Here is a 19,165-nt window from a genome sequence, read left to right on the forward strand (position 1 = left end):
ACCGGGTCAGTCTATACATGGGCTGACTGATACACCGCCTTCGCGAGCAAGCCCGCTCCCACATTTTGTCCTGCGACAGTCTCAGGTTTTTGCCATCACGGCGATGAACAACGGCGATTCCAGAAACCGCTGCAACCAAGCTCGCAACCGCGGATACGGCGCCTGGCCAAACCACTCCCGATCCACATGGGCAAACTGCCGCACAAACGGCGCAAGTGCCACATCCGCCAGGCTCAAATGCCCGGCCAGCAAATACTCCCGCTCCGCCAGCAACCCCTCCAGCCTCATCAAAAACACCTCACCCTCGGCCCGATAATGCTCCATCGGATACTCCGGATAGCGCTCGGCATACTTGTATCGATTCAATTGATGTTTGAAGCCCTGATCATTCTCTTCAATCAGCGCCTGCGTCGCTCGATCATCCCCAAGCAACCAACCTTCAGGATCGTTCTGTGCCAGTGCCCAGCGCATGATCGCCAGGCTTTCATCGATCACCCGGCCATCCACACTCAGCACCGGCACCGTGCCTTTGGGTGACAACGCGAGCATCTCAGCCGGCTTGGCCTTGAGGCTGACCTCGATGATCTGCACCGCCACCCCCGAATACCGCAGGGCCATCCGCGCCCGCATCGCATAGGGGCAACGGCGGAACGAATACAACACGGCGTCGCTCACTTGACCTCCAGGGTGCTCAAGCCATTGCCCTGGCGCTTGACCTGAATCTGCACCGGAATCCGCTCGTGCATTTCCTGCACATGGGAAATCACCGCCACCTTGCGGCCCTGGGCCTGCAAGCCGTCGAGGGCGTCCATCGCCAGTTGCAGCGACTCGGGGTCGAGACTGCCGAAGCCTTCGTCGATAAACAGCGACTCGATCTTCAACGTGCTCGACGCCATCGACGCCAGGCCCAAGGCCAGCGCCAGCGACACCAGGAACGTCTCGCCGCCGGACAACGAGTGCACCGAACGCAGTTCGTCGCCCATCTCCGTGTCGAGTACCAGCAGGCCGAGCATGCTGCCGCCGCGCTTGAGGCGGTAGCGGCGCACCAGTTGGCGCAGTTGCACGTTGGCGTGGTGCACCAGCAGGTCGAGGTTGTAGGCCTGGGCGATCTTGCGGAAGGTATCGCCGGTGGCCGAGCCGATCAGCGCATTCAGGCGTGCCCAGCGTTGCCATTCGTCGTAGGCCTTGGCGATCTCGGCCGCCAAGGCCTGGTTGGCATCCTGGCGGCGCTGGTCGTCGGCCTGTTGGGCGCGCAGTTCGGCGCAGTGTTTTTCGCCAATGATCAGCGCGGCATTGAGTTCGACCAGGGCGCTGTCCAGTTGCTCGGCGTCGAGGTTGCCGTTGTGCAGCGCCTGGTGATCCTTGAGCCGCTGTTCGCGCTCTTGCAGCAACACCTTGGCCTGCTCGATGGCTTTTTCGCTGTGTTGCAGTTGCTGGCGTAGCTCGGCCACCTGCGGCTCATCGAAGGCCACCAGGCGCGCCAGGCCTTCGTCATCGAGTTCCGGGTGCAACGCGCGCCAGTCGCTCAGGCGCGTAGTGAGGGCCGCGTGTTCGGTTTCCAGGGACTGTTGGCGTTCTTGCAGCGATTTGAGGTCGGCGGCCAGTTGGATCAACTGGTTGCGGGTGTCCTGCAACTGTTGGTTGGCCTCGGCCTCATGTTGCCGCGCCTGGTCGACGGCCAGGTCCAATTGCTGTTGCCAGTGTTCGGCGCTGGAGTTTTCGCCCAGTAGGCCGGCGAGTTTTTCCTTGGCGGCGTGTTGCAGGGCGCTCTGTTCGGCGAGCTGTTTGTGCAAAGTCTCCAGCTGCTGCTGGCGGTGTTGCTGGCGGTCCTGCTCTTTCTCGATGGCTTGCTGGCGCTGTAGCTGCTCGGCCAATTCTTCCTTTTGGTTGTCGAGCTGTTCCAGGCGCTGGCTGACCTGCTGGTCGAGCAACATGAAGGTCGCCGCCGGCTCGCTGCGCAGGCCTTCGAGGGTCTCGGTGGGCAGCAGGCTGGCGAAGGCGTTGAGTTCTTCGTCCAGGCGTTCGCGGTCGTTGGACAGTTCCCGTTGCTGGTCGATCAGTAACTGGCGCGCCTGTTGGCTGGCGTCCTGGGCGGCTTGCAGTTGTTGCTGCAAACGCCCAGCGTTCTGTTGCAGGTTGAGCAGGGCGCCCTGGCGTTGCTCGTCCTGGGTGAGGCTCTGGATGAGCTGGCTCAGTTGCTGGGCGAGCCAGTCGTCGCGCTTGGCCGCGTCCTGGTTGAACAGCGAGGCCGACAGCGGATGGGCTTCAAGGCTTGGCAGCAAGGTCTGCAACTGGCTGGCGAGTTGCTCCTGTTGTTGCAGGAATTCCTTTTGCTGGGCGATCAGGCCGCCCACTTCGCCACGCAGGTCAGTGAGTTTTTCCTTGAGCACATCCACGGCTTGCTGCGCGTTGGCTTCTTCGCTTTCGTCGTGGCGGGTCAGGCTTTGCAGCATGGCTTCGGGCTGGTGATACGGGTGCTCGACGCTGCCGCACACCGGGCACGGCTGCTCATCCTGAAGCTGGCCGCGCAATTCCTCGACGCTGGCACTGCGGGCCAGGCGCTGGCGCTCCAGCAGTTGCTTGGTGACGGTCAGGGTCTGTTCGGCGACGGCCAACTCGGCCTTGGCCTGCAAGCCGCTCTGGTTCAACAGTTCGCGTTGTTGCTGGGCGAGGGTCTGCTTTTGCGTCAGGGCCTGGCTCTGGCTGTCGAGTTGCTGATGGCTGTTCCACAGCCGCGCCAGGTCCTCAAACGCGCGATGTTGCTTGCGGTTGTCCTGGAGCAGGCTGCCGAGCAACTGGATCTGTTCGGCCACTGCATGGGGTTCGGCGCCGGCTTCGTGGTACAGCAGGTCAAGGGCTTCGCGTTGCTCGGTCCACTTCTGGCCGAGGCGGGTGGCGCGCTCTTCCAGTTGGGGCAGTTCTTCGGTGCCTTTTTTAAGGCGACCGCCGATGACCATCAACTGCTGCAGACGCTCGCGCTGGTAGGTCCACGCCTCACTCAACGGCGCGAGGGCGGCGCTGCGTTCAAGTTCTGCGGCCAGCCGGTGCAGGCGCTCGGCGACGAGTTTTTGCTTGTCGAGCAAGCCGGTCAACGCAGCCTGGCCTTCCACACAGGCGGCTTCGCCCAGCTGTTTTTCTTCGCTGCGCTTGGCCAGCTCACGGGTCAAGTGGGCGAGGGTGGTTTGCTCCTCGAAAGCCTGACGCAGCAGGGGGACCGCATCGGCTTGTTGTTTCAGAGCCTGGGCGAGAGCGGTTTGCACCTCAGCCTGCTGCTGTTGCAGTTGGGTCTGGCGGGTGTGCAGTGCAGTTTGTTGCTCAAGGTGCTGCTGGATCTGCGCAGCGAGCGGCTGCAACTGCGTGGTCAGTTCAGCCTGGCGGGCGAAGTGATGACGTTGCGGCGCCAGTTGTTCCAGGCGGTTGAGGTCCAGGCGTTGCGGGCCCTGGCTTTCCCAGTGTTGCTGGGCCTGGTGCAGTTGCTCGACCGCGCCTTGTTGGCGCTCCTGCCATTCCCGCAGTTCCTTGAGCCAGGTGTGCTGCAGCTCAAGCTGTTTGAGTTGCGCCTGCTGGGTCTTGAGCTGCTGCTGGGCGGCAGCCAGTTGTTCGTCCAGCTCGGCGCGGGCTTCAGGAGCCAGCGGGGTAACGCCGGTGGCCTGGTCTTGCAGGTTTTTGTGGGCGTCCCGGGCATCCTTGGCCTTATCGAACGCGCGGCGGCCGAGTTGGGTGTAGAGCGCGGTGTCGGTGAGCTTTTCCAGCAGTTCGCTGCGCTCGTTGTCGTTGGCCTTGAGGAACGCACTGAACTCACTTTGCGCCAGCAACACGGCGCGGGTGAACTGCTCGAAGTTCAAGCCCAGGGCCAGTTCCAGCTGGGTCTTGTATTCGGTTTTCTGGCTGGCCAGCAGTTGCTCACTGTCGAGGTCGATCAGGCTTTGGCGACTGGCTTGCAGCTTGCCGCTGGCCTTGTCGCGGGCGCGGTTGGCTTCCCAGCGGGCGCGGTAGCGACGGCCACTGACCCCGACAAAATCCACTTCGGCATAACCGCCGCCCGTGCCCCGACGTATCAGGGTGCGCGGGTCACCGATGGAAATATCAGTGTCGGCATCCGGCATCTTCGCCTGGCCGGTATCCCCCAGGCGCGGCACGGCGCCAAACAGCGCCAGGCACAACGCATCAAGCAAGGTACTTTTGCCGGCACCCGTGGGCCCGGTAATCGCGAACAACCCGGCACTGGCCAGGGGCTCGGCGGTAAAGTCGATTTCAAACGGTCCCGCCAGGGAGGCGAGGTTTTTCAGGCGAATCGCGAGGATCTTCATGGCTGTTCGCCCTCCTGTTGCACTTCCTGGAGCAGCACGGCGAAGTCCTTCAGAGTCTGTTCGTCCACTTCACTGCCGTAGCTTTCCTGCCAGGCGCGGCTGAACAATTCCTGGGGTGTGAGCTGATCAAGTTCGATCAGGCGGTCTTCCTGACTGTCTTCGCGGCTGCCCGCGCCTGCGTATTCAGCGGCGATGCGCACCAGGCGCACGGCCTTGCCTTGCAGGGCGTTTTCCACTTGCTGGCGCAGGTCGGGTTGCGGCTCGTCGAGGCGCACCCGCACTTCCAGCCAGGGTTGGCGCTGGGTTTCGGCCAGCAGGTCGATGTCGGGCAGCTCGGCCAGTTGCTTGAGGATGTCGGCCAGGGGCGCGGCTTCCAGGCGTTGCAGGTTGACCGAGCGCGGGATCAGGCGGGATTCGACGCTGACCAGGGTTTCGCCGTCCAGTTGCACGTCGAGGATCTGGTGCTGGTAGCCGATTTCCGAGAATGACAGCGGAATCGGCGAGCCGCAGTAGCGAATCCGCTCCTCGCCATTCACCCGCTGGGGTTTGTGCAAATGGCCGAGGGCCACATAGCTGACGCTGGCATCGAACAGGCTGGCGGGCAGCGCTTCGGCATTGCCGATGATCAGGCTGCGCTCGGAATCTTCCGACACTGAACCGCCAGCCATGTGCGCATGGCTGATGGCAACCAGCGCCTGGCCCGGCTGGCGCTTGGCGTTGGCGGCAGCAATCAGCCACTCGTGAACCTGGCCGATGCCCCGCAGGTAATCGTCCCCCAGTTGTGCGCCGGTCACTTCGGCCGGGCGCAGGAACGGCAGGGCCAGGCACCAGCCGGCAATTTCACCGTCGGCACCGGGCAATGGAATCAGCAGGCGTTCGACGTCCAGTTGTCCGTCATCCAGCCACAGCACTCGGCCCAGGGCGTGGGTGCGCAGGCGGCGCATCAACGGCGCCGGCAGTTCGATGCGCGAGCCGGAGTCGTGGTTGCCGGCGATCATCACGATGGTCAGTGCAGGGTTTTGCTCATGGGCGCTGATGATGAAGTCGTACAGCCGCTCCTGGGCCTTGAGTGGCGGGTTGACCGTGTCGAAAATATCGCCGGCGATCAACAGCACATCAGGGCGATGCAGGCCCAACTGGCCCAGCAGCCAGTCGAGGAAGCAGGTGTGTTCGAAGTCGCGTTCCTGGCCGTGCAGGTTTTGCCCAAGGTGCCAGTCGGAGGTATGAAACAGACGCAAGGCGATCTCCGTAAAAAATAGGGTGACCGCTCAAGACAAGGTGGCGGTACGCAGAACCGCCAATTCTACTTTGCAAATGAACCTATTGCGCGTACGCCCTGCTTTTTGTGGTGAGGAGCTTGCTGTGGTGAAGGAGAGTGCTGTGGTGGGGGAGAGTTTGTGGTGTGGGAGCTTGGTGTGGCGAGGGAGCTTGCTCCCGCTGGGTTGCGAAGCAGCCCCAAAACAGGCAAATGCGCTTCTTCCTGGAAAACCGCATCAGCCGGATAAGGGCCGCTTCGCGCCCCAGCGGGAGCAAGCTCCCACACCACAGCAAGCTCCGACACCACAAACTCTCCCTCACCACAACACTCTCCCTCAACACAGCAAGCTGTCTCACACTCATCAAGGTGTTTGGCGCATTAAACGTCGCGCATCAAAAGGCCGAAACACAGGTCCATCTCCGCCGGGATCGGCAAATACACCGTATGCCCGTCACCCGGCGCCACCGCGATGGCCTCGCCCTTGGCGTTGTGCAATGAGCCCAGGTCAAAGTGGAAATTCCCCGTCGGGGTCATCAGTTCCAGGTGATTGCCCACGGCAAAACGGTTCTTGACCTTGACCTCGGCCAGTTCGCCGCGCCGTTCACCGGTCAGTTCGCCGACGAACTGCTGGCGTTCGGACACCGAGCTGCCGTTCTGATAGTTCTGATACTCATCGTGCACGTGCCGGCGCAGGAAACCCTCGGTGTAGCCGCGCTGGGCCAGGGATTCGAGGTTGGTCATCAAGCCCCGGTCAAAGTCGCGCCCGGCCACCGCGTCATCAATCGCCTGGCGATATACCTGGGTGGTGCGGGCGCAGTAAAAGTGGGATTTGGTGCGGCCTTCGATCTTCAACGAGTGCACGCCCATGCGCGTCAGCCGCTCGACGTGCTGCACCGCCCGCAGGTCCTTGGCGTTCATGATGTAGGTGCCGTGTTCATCTTCGAAGGCGGGCATCTGTTCGTCGGGCCGATTGGCCTCCTGCAGCAGGAACACCTGGTCGGTGGGCGCACCGAGGCCCAGGGTCGGCTCGGGCGCATAGTGCTGCACGATGTCGCCGGCGGCGTTTTCCACCGCCGGCGTCGCCTGGTATTTCCAGCGGCAGGCGTTGGTGCAGGTGCCCTGGTTGGCATCCCGCTTGTTCATGTAGCCCGACAGCAGGCAGCGCCCGGAATAGGCCATGCACAGCGCGCCGTGCACAAATACTTCCAGCTCCATGGCGGGGACTTGCTGGCGAATCTCGTCGATTTCCTCCAGCGACAACTCCCGCGACAGGATGATCCGGCAGATGCCCTGCGCCTGCCAGAATTCGACGCTGGCCCAGTTCACGGTATTGGCCTGCACCGACAGGTGGATCGGCATGTGCGGGAAGTGCCGGCGCACCAGCATGATCAGGCCCGGGTCGGACATGATCAGCGCATCCGGGCCCATGGCGATCACCGGGGCAAGGTCCTTGAGGAAGGTTTTCAGCTTGGCGTTGTGAGGCGCTATGTTGACCACCACATAGAACCGCTTGCCCTGGGCCTGGGCTTCCTGGATGCCGAGGGCGAGGTTGGCGTGGTCGAACTCGTTATTGCGCACCCGCAGGCTGTAGCGCGGTTGCCCGGCGTAGACGGCATCGGCACCGTAGGCAAAGGCATAACGCATGTTTTTCAGGGTGCCGGCGGGGGCGAGCAGTTCGGGGGCGATAACGGGAGGCATGGGTTCGGGTCGCAAAAGGGCGGCAGGGTAGCCGGGCCGGGTGCGCAGTTTATTGATCCAGGTCTAATAAGTAGGGCACTCGCGGGATTTGCAGTGGACTAAACATCAAGGCGCACATGAGCGCCTGGTGTTTTAGACATGGACCGGACATGAACCAAACCAATCTGCAATTCAAAACCCTGCTGTTACTGCTCGCCCTGGTGACCATCGCGTTTATCTGGATTTTGCTGCCGTTCTACGGCGCGGTGTTCTGGGCGGTGATCCTGGGGATCATCTTTGCGCCGATGCAACGGCGCTTCCAGCAACGTTTTGGCTGGAACCGCAACCTCACATCCCTGGCAACCCTGACGGTGTGCCTGATAATCGCGATTCTGCCGGTGATCATCACCAGTGCCTTGCTGGTGCAGGAGGGCGCGACGCTTTACAAGAACGTCGAGAGCGGCAAGCTCGACGTTGCCGGGTATATCGAGCAGTTCAAGAACTTCCTGCCACCGTATTTCCAGCATCTGCTGGACCGCTTCGGCATGGGCAACCTGGAAGGCCTGCGGGAGAAGATCGTCAAGAGTGCGATGCAGGGCAGCCAGTTTTTTGCGACCCAGGCGTTCAGCTTCGGCCAGGGCACCTTTGACTTCCTGGTGAGCTTTTTCATCATGCTGTACTTGCTGTACTTCCTGCTGCGCGATGGCCCCGAGCTGGTACGCAAGGTGCGCACCGCGGTGCCGCTGGCCGAACCGCAGAAGCGTCGCCTGCAACTGAAGTTCAACCGGGTGGTGCGGGCCACAGTGAAAGGCAACGTGCTGGTGGCGGTCACGCAAGGGGCATTGGGTGGTTTGATCTTCTGGTTTCTCGACATTCCCAGCGCGTTGCTCTGGGCGGTGTTGATGGCGTTTCTGTCGCTGCTGCCGGCGGTGGGCGCGGGGATCGTGTGGGGGCCGGTGGCGGCGTACTTCCTGCTGAGCGGGTCGATCTGGCAGGGCGTGGTGCTCGGGTTGTTCGGGGTATTTGTGATCGGGCTGGTGGACAATGTGCTAAGGCCCATCCTGGTGGGCAAGGACACCCGCATGCCGGATTACCTGATCCTTATCTCAACCTTGGGCGGCCTGTCGATCTTTGGCTTGAACGGCTTTGTCATCGGGCCACTGATTGCTGCGTTGTTCATGTCCAGCTGGGCGCTGTTTGTGGAAACCAAACCGCGGGTGCAACTGCCTTAGGCATGAAAGCAATGCGCCATTTTGACCGACAGGGCCTGGGCGGCTGGCAACGAGGTGAGTGGGCCGCTGACGGGTTCGCCATCGCGTACCAGGTACCAGCAGGCGAGCAGACCCAGCTCCCGAAGAGGGGCGGGAACGGCACTGCCGATGACGGACATGATTTGAATAGTGGGCATGACGACCTCCAATAAGCGATGGAGGTGACATTACGGGGTGCAGGCCTTAAGTGAAAATTAACCCGCTCGATAGTCGACATCACTGTTATCGAGAGATCAGTCAGTCGACAACCTGGTCAAGCATGTGCACCACTTCCTGTTCACTGAGCAGGCCCTTGCGCACCAGGTTTTCCGTCAGCAAGGACAGGAACTTGGCGTTGCGATGGCCTTCCAGGGCCTTGAGCTCCGTCAGTACGCTATAGACCTTGCTCGAGGTGCAGAGGCCGGCGGTGCGATGTGGGTTTTGCGTGGGCATGGGCAATCGTCCTTGTTGTTATTGGTCGGACAGTGTTGATAGTGGAAGCCTTTTGAGACACAAACATGACAGCGCAGGCCCCGTTCGGGCAAGCGCCTATTGAGGGCAATGATGTGGGATTTGGCCACAGCCATTGTCCTTATAAAGACCTTGGCGAGATTTATTCAGACCTGCAGGCCAAAAAAAGGCCCCGCTTTTAGGGCGGAGCCTGTTCAGGTGTATCAGTTGAGGCTTACCAGCCGCGACCGTAATAGCCGTGTGGAGGGCCGTAGTAGCCGCGCGGTGGGCCGTAGTAGACCGGCGCCGGGCGGTAATAAACCTGTTGTTGCACATACACAGGCGGTGGCGGTGCGTAGTAGACCGGCGGCGGAGCGGCATACACCGGCTGCGGCTGGACATACACCGGTTGTTGCACGTAGACCGGCCGCGATTGGCTGGCGACGATCGAGCCGCCTACCACTGCACCAACAACGGCTCCCAGTGCGAGCGGAGCACCCCAACCACCACCGTGGGCGGAGGCCTGTCCTGCCATAGCGAGTGCGCCGATCAGCAAGGCGATCTTGGGGAGTTTACGAATCATGGTCATTCCTCGGTTAGCCCCTGCGCTCATGGTCTGCAATCAATCGACTCAAGGATTGTCGCGGGGATACTTTTAAGACAGCGTATTTCTAAAAAACAGCACAGCCGATAGGTAAAGGTTGTGTAAGGTCTGTATCGGTTGGCTTACACAAGTGGCCGGGCACAGTGCGTATGATCCATGACAACCCGCCGGCGCGGGTATTCCGTCTATCCGAAACCGCCTCTGGAATGGCTTCAAGGAGTTACCGATGCAGATGAATCCCAACAAGGACACCCAACTGTGCATGTCGCTGTCGGCGCGCCCCGGGAACTTTGGCCTGCGCTTTCATAACCACCTGTACGAGCAGTTGGGGTTGAATTTCTACTACAAGGCCTTCAGTAGCCAGGACCTGCCGGGCGCCGTCGGTGGCATTCGGGCCTTGGGCATTCGGGGTTGTGGTGTGTCGATGCCGTTCAAGGAGGCGTGTATTGCCCTGGTGGATGAGCTGGACGATTCGGCGCGGGCCATTGCGTCAATCAATACCATCGTCAACACCGACGGGCATTTGAAGGCTTACAACACCGATTACATCGCCATCGAGCAACTGCTGCACAAGCACCAGGTGCCCAAGGACTCGACCTTCGCCCTGCGCGGCAGTGGCGGCATGGCCAAGGCGGTGGCCAGTGCCTTGCGCGATGGCGGCTACGCCAAGGGCGTGATCGTGGCGCGCAATGAAGAGGCGGGGCGGGCGCTGGCCCAGAGCCTGGGGTATGAGTGGCAGGCGCAGTTGGGTGCCTTGCGCCCGCAAATGCTGGTCAACGTGACGCCGATTGGCATGACCGGAGGGGCGGAAGCGGATCAGTTGGCGTTTGAAGCTGACGCGGTTGATGCGGCCGAGACGGTCTTCGATGTGGTGGCGATTCCCTCGGAAACCCCACTGATCCTGCGTGGACGGGCCCAGGGCAAGCGCGTGATCACCGGTTTGGAAGTGATCGCCATCCAGGCGTTGGAGCAGTTTGTGCTGTACACCGGCGTGCGGCCGACGGATGAACAGTTTCAGGCGGCGGTGGCATTTGCCCGGAGCTGAGCATCACCGCTGACGGTGTGGAGAGTGAGCTTGCTGTGGCGAGGGAGCTCGCTTTGGAGAGTGAGCTTTTGTGGCGAGGGAGCTTGCTCCCGCTGGGTTGCGCAGCAGCCCCAAGAAAATGGGAGCGCTACGCACTCCAGCGGGAGCAAGCTCCCTCGCCACAGCAAGCTCACCCTCCACAGCGAGCTCCATCACCACAGAGGCTCACTCTCCACAAACATTACTCGAGCCGCGAAAGGCGCTCTTCCAGCGCCGCAATCCGCGCTTCCAGCTCTTCGATACGCTCCAGGGAAACCCCACTTCCCGCACCACGCTCCACCGGATTCCCACGTGCCGCCAGGATCGCTTCAATGTCCGCCGGGTCGCCCAGGGCGTGCATGTACCGATCTTCCCGCTGCCCCGACTGACGCGGCACCAACAACGCCAGCCCACGGGCAATCAGGCGTTCCAGTTGATGCACCACCTGCTCGGCGTCTTCAAAGTCATGCATGCGCCCGCTGCGGGTCAGCAGTTCGTTGACCGTCTGCGGCCCCCGCAGGAACAGCAACCCGCTGAGAATCACCTGGGCCGGCACCAGCTCCAGCGCCTTGTCCACCCGATGCTCCCAGCGGTCGGCGCGGCTGCCCATCACCAGCCGGGTAAACCCGCGGCCTTCCAGGGCCCGCAGGCTCTGGCCAACCTGGCCCTGGCTGAGGTTCATCACCGGTTCGCGGCTGGTTTTCTGGTTACAGGCGATCACCAGCGCGTTGAGGGTCAACGGGTAGGTTTCGGGGCTGGTGGCCTGTTTTTCGATCAGGCAGCCAAGGATGCGGATTTCCGTGCTGTTCAGGCGCGGCTCTTCGGAAGTGGTGTCGTGCTCGGTGGTCATCGCGCTTTCCCTAATGCAGTGAGCTCACTAGCCTAATCCTGAAAAAATAAAAGACAAGCGGCGCCGGTGGCCGGCATGTCTATAATCGCGGCTGTTTCAAACCCTGCCACAACTGTCGAGACTGTCATGACTATTTCCCTGTACGCCGCTTCCCTCCCGGTCTTCAAGCAAATGCTCAACGCCCTGAGCGATGTGCTGAACAAGGCCGAGGCCCACGCCACCGCCAAGAACATCGACCCGAACGCCTTCCTGCAGGCACGCCTGTACCCGGACATGTTCCCGCTGGTGCGCCAGGTGCAGATCGCCGTCGACTTCGCCAAAGGCGTTTCTGCCCGCCTGGCTGAAATCGAAGTTCCGAAATACGACGATACAGAAGTCACCTTCGCCGACCTGCAAGCGCTGATCGCCAAGGTCCTGGCGTTTATCGACACCATCACCCCGGCCCAGGTCGACGGTAAAGAAGGCATCGAAATCATCACTCGCCCTGGCACCCCGAAAGAGAAGCGCTTCAGCGGCCAGTCGTACCTGCTGAGCTACGGCCTGCCGCAGTTCTTCTTCCACGTCACCACCGCTTACGCCTTGCTGCGTCACAACGGCGTGGAAGTGGGCAAGCGCGACTACATGGGCGCGTTCTAAGCCCGGCCTGAAAGCAGCCCGGAGCGGTTCTTGAATGAATCGCTCCGGGCTTTTTTATGCGTGGGATATTTTATTGGGCGCCGGGGTTTCGTTACATATGCCATTGGAACCGCACCTCAAGGAGAAATCACTTACGTGTAATTAACTTTAACAAGGCTACGAATTGTATGGCTATCTCCTCTCACATCACGGCGACACCCAGTGGAAGTGCTTATTTCGACGCGACACTTGATAAGCCCTTGCCACAAGGCGTTGCCTTGGCTCAGAAGGATGTGCCGAGTAGACCCAAGCGTGACTTACATAGTAGCGAAACGTCCTCGGTGGCCGCTCAGCGCGAGCAGGGCAACAGCGAACTTGCTGCTCTTTATGCACAGGCGCTTGAAAGTCGTACTCCTGATGAAGAAACCACTGTCTCGAATATCCCGGCCCATTCATCTTTTGGCCAGTGGCGGTCACAGTTGCGTAATGTGCTTGAAGATAAGGACCTTTTAGCGTGGCTTAATAAGGGCGGTTACACGCTCTCCAGTCTCCAAATCAATGCTGACGGATCCTTGAGTGTCAGGAGGAACTACCGGCAGGAACGTTTTACATCGACAAACAGTGGTCCCTGGGCAGCCCTGGCGGGGCCTATTCTGGCTGCTCTCAAAGCCTATGCACCCGATGGGATCACACACGCAGCTCTGTATGCCGACAGTGCACCACTCTCCCTGATTGCCCGGTTCTATGGTGAAACTATTCATAATGATCCCGTGCAGGATCGACAACGTGCTCAAGTGTTGAAAGAAACAAATGCATTTGCAACAGCGGGTGTAGGCGATGAGCGGACTGAAGAAACCCTCGCGGTTCAAAAACAGCAATCTGCCAATAAACGCGACCTGGTTACCTTCCAGCATGCCCTGAGTCGCGCTTATATTGGGGCGGAAGTTTATCTTGATAAGCAGGCGTCACTTCATGACTTCAATTACAAGTGGAATCCCGCTCCACCGGCATATGATCGAGATAAGGGGTTGCTGTCTTATCTGCAATCTCAGCAGATTACGCTGGATCCCGACTCGGGTTTCCATTTGGATAACCAGCCTATGACCGGCAAGAAAGTCAACCTTTTGCAGTTCATGACAGGCACGGGTATTGAAGTGCCGTCTAACCAGGACGAGTTGAATACACTGATCAAAGAGCTGTCTCGTGATCCGCAATACCCGCAAATGTTCGGTGACCTCGGTGGTGGATTGTCGTGGCCAACTCCTCTCGATACAGAGCAGCAGACGAAGATTTACGATGCCGTTTCGTATAACGCGATGAACTTGCCCGAATTCGATGCGCTGAAGTTGAGTCAAAATGCCTTCGGTTATTTGACGCAAACTGTCAAATGGTCTGAAGATGAGCTTAAGGAGCCACGCGAGCTTATCTTGAGGCTCTTGCAAAGCCCTGCCGCGCAAGCCCTGGGCAAAGCGTTGCGCAGCAGGTTCGAAGGTGCAGGCAGTGTTGAAGACTGGACGCTTTCGGCTCTCCAGATAGGCCTCAATCAGGATGCATTGTGGAACCCGGACGAGAAGAACAAAGTGGCCGGGTTTGATCTCTCAGCGCGTGAAAACTGGGGTAAGCCGCTGACGTTTGTGTTGAAGGCGTTTACCGAGCATTTGCGCAAGACCTATGGCGATAACGCTCCGGTTGCGGCTTACCTGCTGTTATCGCAGCACGCTCCGGAATTACTGGTGCGACACATCCCGGATAACGTGACATACGGTTCGCAGGCCTGGATCAGTTTGAAGTCCATCGTCGCCGTTGCGGATATGCGTGCTCCAGGGGTGACGGCGACTAAAACCTATGCGCAATTGCTGGCTGAAGACCAAAGACCCATTACTGTCGCGGAAAAACAGGTGCAGGCATTGGCGGCGCAAGAAGGATTGATTCATTGGGCCGTGGCAGACGGAGCCATCGATAAGCGTGCAGATAACAATTACACGGACGAAGAGATTGAGCAGGCTCGCACTCTCGCCAGCGACCGTTTCGATGCCTTGACAACTGCTTCAGAGGCGCAACGCACAGTATTAAACTCTCGCGAAGAATTGGCGCTCAATGCGTTGGAAGAACGTTTCCCCCCGGAAAAATACGGCAAGATAGATTTCAACAAGAAAGCAATCTGGCCTGCGGAGCGTGAGCGAGACTTGAAAGGTCCATACTCAATTTTGGATATCTTTTTGATGCCGCAGACACATACGGTATGGACCTCCGATGAAACTGACGTTCCTATTGAAAAAATAGCCCGAGACCTTCAATTTCTTCCTTCCCCAAATGAAGCCTTCGAAAAACATGTCAATGAATATTACGAGGGACTGGAAGGTGCGATGGGTGTTTCCGTCAAACACATGATGTCGTTGCTGCCAGAAGAGGATAAGAACGCACTGCAGTTTGGTGAGTTCAAAGTCTATGGCATGGAAAATTTTAGTACAACGAATGACATAGTAAGAACTCGGGGACTGAAGAATCGAGCCCATAATAATAAGGAAATTACCAGCGGTTCGATATTTATCCATACGCTGTATGAAGGCAAGAAAATGATGTACGAAATCAATCCCACTACAGGGACTCTACGTCGTCGGGAGGACATGAAAGACGGGTTGACCTTGGGGCTGCAAGGCGAATGGAAAAAAGTTTCCACGGGTGATTCCAAGCGCGAAATGCACACCAATACCAACATTGTTGAAATTGAAATCGACGGGCAGGTGCGGAGCTCAAAACCAACTTTGCCCCGCATACAAACCTTTACCTCGGAGAGGACACAGCACATTGCAGATGCAGTGACGCGCCATTTTTTTACAACTGAGCAGCGAGAAAAAGTGGTCAACGCAGCCAAGGGCCTTACCACTTTCGATACTGAAGTGACCGAATTTGAAACAATACAAGCGGTGACCCGTGCGCTGATACCGGGTGCGTCGGCAATTCATAGTTTTAGCCAAGGAAAAATTGGTGAGGGGCTTACCTTCCTTGCATTTGACATATTTGGTTTCGTTGTCGGCGGTGTAGGAGCACTCGGTAAGATTTCGAAGGTAGTGAAGGTTGGGGGTCAGTTGGGGCGTGGGGGTGTGACGGGCAGGTGGGCACGGGCACTCATCGGTGCTGCGAATCCGTTTGCGGGGGGCAAGGCCGTCCTGACCAGGGGGTTGCCACTGCACCTTTCTGCGCTGGGTAAAGGGACACTTACCTGGAAGGTGATTTCGGCGAATCGCAGTGTGGATCGGGTTTATCAAAATAAGCCACAAGGCGCTGTGCAGGGCACTGAAAACGGCGCGAATACGCCAAATATTCTTGCTCAGCTGGATGAGATTACCGGTAAATGGTACCGATTGGATCCGAGAACCAATCAGAGATATGGGATGCCACTTCAGGCGTTTGTTCCTCAAAATGATATGTCCTAGCTGATAGACGTCCCGGCATCGTGAAGGCCCGAGTTGGTTCTGGAGTGAACCGCCCCGGGCTTTTTTGTGCGCGCAAGGTCTACGCGGCTTGTTCTTCCTTGCCCAGGCACGCGGCAGCGGTGAACAACACGTCGGTGGACGAGTTCAGTGCGGTCTCCGCCGAGTCCTGCAACACGCCGATGATGAAGCCCACGGCCACCACCTGCATGGCGATTTCGCTGGGAATGCCGAACAGGCTGCACGCCAGCGGGATCAACAGCAGCGAGCCCCCGGCAACCCCCGACGCGCCGCAGGCACACACCGCCGCGACCACGCTGAGCAGCACGGCGGTGGGGATGTCCACGGCAATGCCCAGGGTGTGCACGGCGGCCAGGGTCAGCACGGTGATGGTGATGGCTGCGCCGGCCATATTGATGGTGGCGCCCAGCGGGATCGACACCGAGTAGGTGTCTTCATGCAGGCCCAGGCGCTTGCTCAACGCCAGGTTGACCGGAATGTTGGCCGCCGAACTGCGGGTAAAAAACGCGGTGATCCCGCTTTCCCGCAGGCACATCAGCACCAGTGGGTAAGGGTTGCGGCGCAGCTTCCAGAACACGATGGCCGGGTTGATCACCAGCGCGACGAACAGCATGCAGCCGATCAACACCAAAAGCAGGTGTGCGTAGCCCAGCAGGGCGCCGAAGCCGGACGTGGCGAGGGTCGAGGCCACCAGGCCGAAAATCCCCAGGGGCGCGAAGCGGATCACCATGCGCACGATCAGCGTGACGCCGTTGGACAGGTCCCCCAGCACGGTGCGGGTGGTGTCGCTGGCATGGCGAATGGCGATGCCCATGCCGATGGCCCACGCCAGGATGCCGATGAAATTGGCGTTCATCAGCGCACTGACCGGGTTGTCCACCACGCTCAGCAACAGGCTTTGCAACACATCACCGATACCGCCGGGAGGGCTGACGGCCACATCGTGGGTGGCCAGCACCAGCGAGGAGGGGAACAGCGTGCTGGCGATCACCGCGACCACGGCGGCAGAAAAGGTGCCCAGCAGGTACAGGAACAGGATCGGGCGGATATGGGTTTCCTGGCCATGCTTGTGATTGGCAATCGACGCCATCACCAACACAAACACCAGGATGGGCGCGACGGCCTTGAGTGCCGAGACAAAGACCTTGCCGATAAATCCGGTGGCTTGTGCCACGTCGGGTAACAGCAGGGCCAGCAGGATACCGGCGATCAGGCCGATGACAATTTGGGTGACCAGGCTGATCGACATCAGGCGTTGAAAGAGGGAAGGGGCAGCAGTCATAAAAAGGTTGTCTCTGGTTTTTTTAATAGATGCAGCTAGGCAGCATGAATCTGGCAGGGGCGAAGTCTAACATCTGTAGGAAACGTCTAATCCGGGTGCGGCGTTCCGTCACCACGATGGGACACATTCTGTTAACATTGCCCATCCTCTTATTTCTTCTCTATCAGCGGGCCCTCCGGGCTGTCGTTGATGTCGCTGTTTTCTGGAGTTTTTGATGTTGTTTCCGATCCTGCTGTTGTCGGCAGCCGGTTTTACCGTGCTGACCACAGAGTTCATCATCGTCGGCCTGTTGCCTTCCATTGCCCGGGACCTCGATGTAAGCGTGTCCCAGGCCGGTTTACTGGTGACGTTGTTCGCCTTCACCGTGGCGGCGTTTGGCCCGTTCCTCACCGCATATTTCGCCCGGTTCGAGCGCAAGCGGCTGTTTATCACGATCCTGATCATGTTCGGCCTGGCCAACACCCTGGCGGCGATCGCGTCGAATATCTGGGTCATGTCCCTGGCGCGCCTGATTCCTGCGTTGGGATTGCCGGTGTTCTGGGCCCTGGCCAGCGAAACAGCGGTGGACATTGTGGGGCCGGATTTCGCCGGCCGCGCGATTGAAAAAATCGGCTTCGGCATCGTGTGTGCCACGGTCTTCGGGATCCCGGTGGGCACGCTGATTTCCGATATGTTCGGCTGGCGCACCGCCTTTGGCATTCTCGCGGTGGTGGCGTTCGCCAAGGCCCTGCTGCTGTTTATCTACCTGCCGAAGACCCGGGCAAAGCACGACCAGGTCAGCCTGCGCTCGCAGTTCAAGATCTTGCGCAGCCCGCTGATGCAGGGCCATATCCTGCTGTCGATCCTGGTGTTCAGCGGGATGTTCACCGCCTACACCTACCTGGCAGACATCCTCGAACGCCTGGCGGGTTTTGACGGCACGGTAGTGGGCTGGTGCCTCATGGGCTTTGGCGCGGTCGGCCTGATCGGCAACTCTTTGGGCGGGCGCATGGTCGACCGTCATCCGCTGATTGCGTCGATGGTGTTCTGCGGTTTCATGATCGCCGGCATGGTGGCGCTGGTGCCCGCCATCCATTCCACGATCGGGTTGGCGGCGGCGATGGCGGTATGGGGCGTGACCCAGGCGGCATTGTTTCTGGTCAGCCATGTGCGACTGATGAAGGCCGCACCCCATGCGCCGGCGTTTGCCGCCTCGTTGAACATTGCCGGGGCCAACCTTGGGATTGGCCTGGGGGCGCTGGTGGGCGGCCATGTGATCGACACTTTGGGCCTGGGCAGCCTCGGGTTTGCCGCGGCGGGCTTTATCCTGTTGTCGATCCTGCTGGCGCTGTGGCTGATGACCGCCAAGACCCGCGCCGTCTGCGCCTGAGCCTTCAGGGCAGGGAAGTGAACAGCTCCCGTCTGGCACCTTCGGTAATCGCCACGATGCCGGGGTGCTTGACCTTGCGCTCCACCGAGATTGCATAAAACGATTCGGTCACCGCATCCGTCTGGCCGATCAGCGCCACGCCATACTGGCGTTCCACCTCGTCGGCAATCACGCTCGGCGCGATGAAAATCCCGCTGCCGGATTGGCCAAAGGCCTGCATCAACGCGCTGTCGTCAAATTCCCCGACAATCCGAGGCTGGATCTGCTGCTCGGCAAACCAGCGCAGCAAACGGCTGCGCACCACCGTCTCCGCCCCCGGAATCAACAGCGGCGCACCCTGCAGGCATTGTGGGAAATCGCCGCGATGCTGGTCAGCCAATGCCGGGGTTGCGAAAAAGCTGATGCCGCATTCCCCCAGCTTCTGGCTGTAGCCCTTGATGTCCAGGTGCGGCGGCATCGGGCTGTCGGAGATCACCAGGTCCAGGCGCTGGATCGCCAGGTCCGCCAGCAAGCGTTCGAGTTTGTCTTCACGGCAGGTGATGCGGATAGGCTCGCTCAACTCCATGGTTGGCGCAATCAGCCGATAGACGATGGACTTGGGCACCACATCCGCGACGCCAACCCGGAACAGGATCTGCTGCTCATTGGGCTGGGTGCGCAACATCGCTTCAAGCTCATTGCCCAGCTGGAACATCTGCTCGGCATAGGGCAGCGCCTGGCGCCCGGCTTCGGTCAGCTCCAGCTGGCGCCCGACCTTCTGGAACAATGCCACGCCAAAGGTCTGTTCCAGCAGGCTGATCTGCCCGCTGATGGTCTGCGGCGTGAGGTTCAGTTGCTCGCAGGCGCGCACGATGCTGCCGGTCTTGGCGACGACCCAGAAGTAGTGCAGTTGTCGGTAATTGAGCATGGCGGCCAATACTTCGTGAAAACCGAAGTATAAACGAAAAAAATACGAATTTTCCTGAAGTGTTCCCCTGCATAG

General features: G+C 59.8%; 15 protein-coding genes. 5 read left to right on the forward strand and 10 right to left on the reverse strand.

Annotated elements, in window-relative coordinates; genetic code table 11:
- Nucleotides 1-81: 81 nt before the first annotated feature.
- The 4 genes from HX811_RS06555 to yegQ form a co-directional block, all read right to left on the reverse strand.
- Nucleotides 82-675, reverse strand: coding sequence for a glutathione S-transferase (locus HX811_RS06555; RefSeq protein WP_177045266.1), 594 nt, complete (start codon nucleotides 673-675; stop codon nucleotides 82-84).
- Nucleotides 672-4,310, reverse strand: coding sequence for an SbcC/MukB-like Walker B domain-containing protein (locus HX811_RS06560; protein WP_177045268.1), 3,639 nt, complete (start codon nucleotides 4,308-4,310; stop codon nucleotides 672-674). The genes HX811_RS06555 and HX811_RS06560 overlap by 4 nt, the downstream gene beginning before the upstream one ends.
- Nucleotides 4,307-5,548 (reverse strand): exonuclease SbcCD subunit D C-terminal domain-containing protein, encoded by a 1,242-nt coding sequence (locus HX811_RS06565; protein ID WP_134326895.1) that lies wholly within the window; start codon nucleotides 5,546-5,548, stop codon nucleotides 4,307-4,309. The genes HX811_RS06560 and HX811_RS06565 overlap by 4 nt, the downstream gene beginning before the upstream one ends.
- Before the next feature lie 398 nt (nucleotides 5,549-5,946).
- On the reverse strand, nucleotides 5,947-7,266 hold the full coding sequence (yegQ, locus tag HX811_RS06570) for a tRNA 5-hydroxyuridine modification protein YegQ (RefSeq protein WP_177045270.1): 1,320 nt from the start codon (nucleotides 7,264-7,266) through the stop codon (nucleotides 5,947-5,949).
- 149 nt (nucleotides 7,267-7,415) lie between these two features.
- Here yegQ and HX811_RS06575 point away from each other — a divergent pair, with 149 nt between their 5' ends.
- A complete protein-coding gene (locus HX811_RS06575) occupies nucleotides 7,416-8,477 on the forward strand; it encodes an AI-2E family transporter (RefSeq protein ID WP_003211223.1) in 1,062 nt (353 codons plus the stop codon).
- Here HX811_RS06575 and HX811_RS06580 read toward each other — a convergent pair.
- The 3 genes from HX811_RS06580 to HX811_RS06590 form a co-directional block, all read right to left on the reverse strand.
- Nucleotides 8,474-8,653, reverse strand: coding sequence for a hypothetical protein (locus HX811_RS06580; RefSeq protein ID WP_177045272.1), 180 nt, complete (start codon nucleotides 8,651-8,653; stop codon nucleotides 8,474-8,476). The genes HX811_RS06575 and HX811_RS06580 overlap by 4 nt on opposite strands.
- Before the next feature lie 100 nt (nucleotides 8,654-8,753).
- Complete coding sequence (locus HX811_RS06585) at nucleotides 8,754-8,948, reverse strand: hypothetical protein (RefSeq protein WP_003211226.1); 195 nt, start codon at nucleotides 8,946-8,948, stop codon at nucleotides 8,754-8,756.
- A gap of 232 nt (nucleotides 8,949-9,180) precedes the next feature.
- The gene (locus HX811_RS06590; RefSeq protein ID WP_008435927.1) at nucleotides 9,181-9,534 is read right to left on the reverse strand and encodes a hypothetical protein; all 354 of its coding nucleotides are present in this window, start codon (nucleotides 9,532-9,534) and stop codon (nucleotides 9,181-9,183) included.
- A 241-nt stretch (nucleotides 9,535-9,775) separates the two neighbouring features.
- Here HX811_RS06590 and HX811_RS06595 point away from each other — a divergent pair, with 241 nt between their 5' ends.
- Nucleotides 9,776-10,594: a shikimate 5-dehydrogenase gene (locus HX811_RS06595; RefSeq protein ID WP_003211230.1), complete on the forward strand. Its 819-nt coding sequence runs from the start codon at nucleotides 9,776-9,778 to the stop codon at nucleotides 10,592-10,594.
- Nucleotides 10,595-10,814: 220 nt separating this feature from the next.
- Here HX811_RS06595 and HX811_RS06600 read toward each other — a convergent pair whose 3' ends face one another.
- On the reverse strand, nucleotides 10,815-11,462 hold the full coding sequence (locus HX811_RS06600) for a YceH family protein (protein WP_003211232.1): 648 nt from the start codon (nucleotides 11,460-11,462) through the stop codon (nucleotides 10,815-10,817).
- A gap of 126 nt (nucleotides 11,463-11,588) precedes the next feature.
- Between HX811_RS06600 and HX811_RS06605 the strand changes: the two genes are divergently transcribed.
- The gene (locus HX811_RS06605; RefSeq protein ID WP_003211233.1) at nucleotides 11,589-12,098 is read left to right on the forward strand and encodes a DUF1993 family protein; all 510 of its coding nucleotides are present in this window, start codon (nucleotides 11,589-11,591) and stop codon (nucleotides 12,096-12,098) included.
- A gap of 167 nt (nucleotides 12,099-12,265) precedes the next feature.
- Nucleotides 12,266-15,514: a hypothetical protein gene (locus tag HX811_RS06610; RefSeq protein WP_177045275.1), complete on the forward strand. Its 3,249-nt coding sequence runs from the start codon at nucleotides 12,266-12,268 to the stop codon at nucleotides 15,512-15,514.
- Between the two features lie 79 nt (nucleotides 15,515-15,593).
- Here the strand turns inward: HX811_RS06610 and sstT are convergent, their stop codons facing one another.
- Nucleotides 15,594-16,814 (reverse strand): serine/threonine transporter SstT, encoded by a 1,221-nt coding sequence (gene sstT, locus HX811_RS06615; RefSeq protein ID WP_177045277.1) that lies wholly within the window; start codon nucleotides 16,812-16,814, stop codon nucleotides 15,594-15,596.
- Nucleotides 16,815-17,028: 214 nt separating this feature from the next.
- Between sstT and HX811_RS06620 the strand changes: the two genes are divergently transcribed.
- Nucleotides 17,029-18,183, forward strand: a complete 1,155-nt coding sequence (locus HX811_RS06620) for an MFS transporter (RefSeq protein WP_134326894.1) — start codon at nucleotides 17,029-17,031, stop codon at nucleotides 18,181-18,183.
- 4 nt (nucleotides 18,184-18,187) lie between these two features.
- On the opposite strand, the gene nhaR is transcribed toward HX811_RS06620, so the two are convergent.
- Nucleotides 18,188-19,090 (reverse strand): transcriptional activator NhaR, encoded by a 903-nt coding sequence (gene nhaR / locus HX811_RS06625; RefSeq protein WP_177045279.1) that lies wholly within the window; start codon nucleotides 19,088-19,090, stop codon nucleotides 18,188-18,190.
- Nucleotides 19,091-19,165: the final 75 nt, after the last annotated feature.

The organism is Pseudomonas sp. F8002, assembly GCF_013385495.1.
Taxonomy (GTDB): Bacteria; Pseudomonadota; Gammaproteobacteria; order Pseudomonadales; family Pseudomonadaceae; genus Aquipseudomonas.

Bases quoted from the DNA above. Each gene is read 5' to 3' on its own strand.
- HX811_RS06560 (WP_177045268.1), bottom strand. From the start codon at position 4,310: ATGAAGATCCTCGCGATTCGCCTGAAAAACCTCGCCTCCCTGGCGGGA.
- yegQ (WP_177045270.1), bottom strand. From the start codon at position 7,266: ATGCCTCCCGTTATCGCCCCCGAACTGCTCGCCCCCGCCGGCACCCTG.
- HX811_RS06575 (WP_003211223.1), top strand. From the start codon at position 7,416: ATGAACCAAACCAATCTGCAATTCAAAACCCTGCTGTTACTGCTCGCC.
- HX811_RS06580 (WP_177045272.1), bottom strand. From the start codon at position 8,653: ATGCCCACTATTCAAATCATGTCCGTCATCGGCAGTGCCGTTCCCGCC.
- HX811_RS06585 (WP_003211226.1), bottom strand. From the start codon at position 8,948: ATGCCCACGCAAAACCCACATCGCACCGCCGGCCTCTGCACCTCGAGC.
- HX811_RS06590 (WP_008435927.1), bottom strand. From the start codon at position 9,534: ATGACCATGATTCGTAAACTCCCCAAGATCGCCTTGCTGATCGGCGCA.
- HX811_RS06595 (WP_003211230.1), top strand. From the start codon at position 9,776: ATGCAGATGAATCCCAACAAGGACACCCAACTGTGCATGTCGCTGTCG.
- HX811_RS06600 (WP_003211232.1), bottom strand. From the start codon at position 11,462: ATGACCACCGAGCACGACACCACTTCCGAAGAGCCGCGCCTGAACAGC.
- HX811_RS06605 (WP_003211233.1), top strand. From the start codon at position 11,589: ATGACTATTTCCCTGTACGCCGCTTCCCTCCCGGTCTTCAAGCAAATG.
- HX811_RS06610 (WP_177045275.1), top strand. From the start codon at position 12,266: ATGGCTATCTCCTCTCACATCACGGCGACACCCAGTGGAAGTGCTTAT.
- sstT (WP_177045277.1), bottom strand. From the start codon at position 16,814: ATGACTGCTGCCCCTTCCCTCTTTCAACGCCTGATGTCGATCAGCCTG.
- HX811_RS06620 (WP_134326894.1), top strand. From the start codon at position 17,029: ATGTTGTTTCCGATCCTGCTGTTGTCGGCAGCCGGTTTTACCGTGCTG.
- nhaR (WP_177045279.1), bottom strand. From the start codon at position 19,090: ATGCTCAATTACCGACAACTGCACTACTTCTGGGTCGTCGCCAAGACC.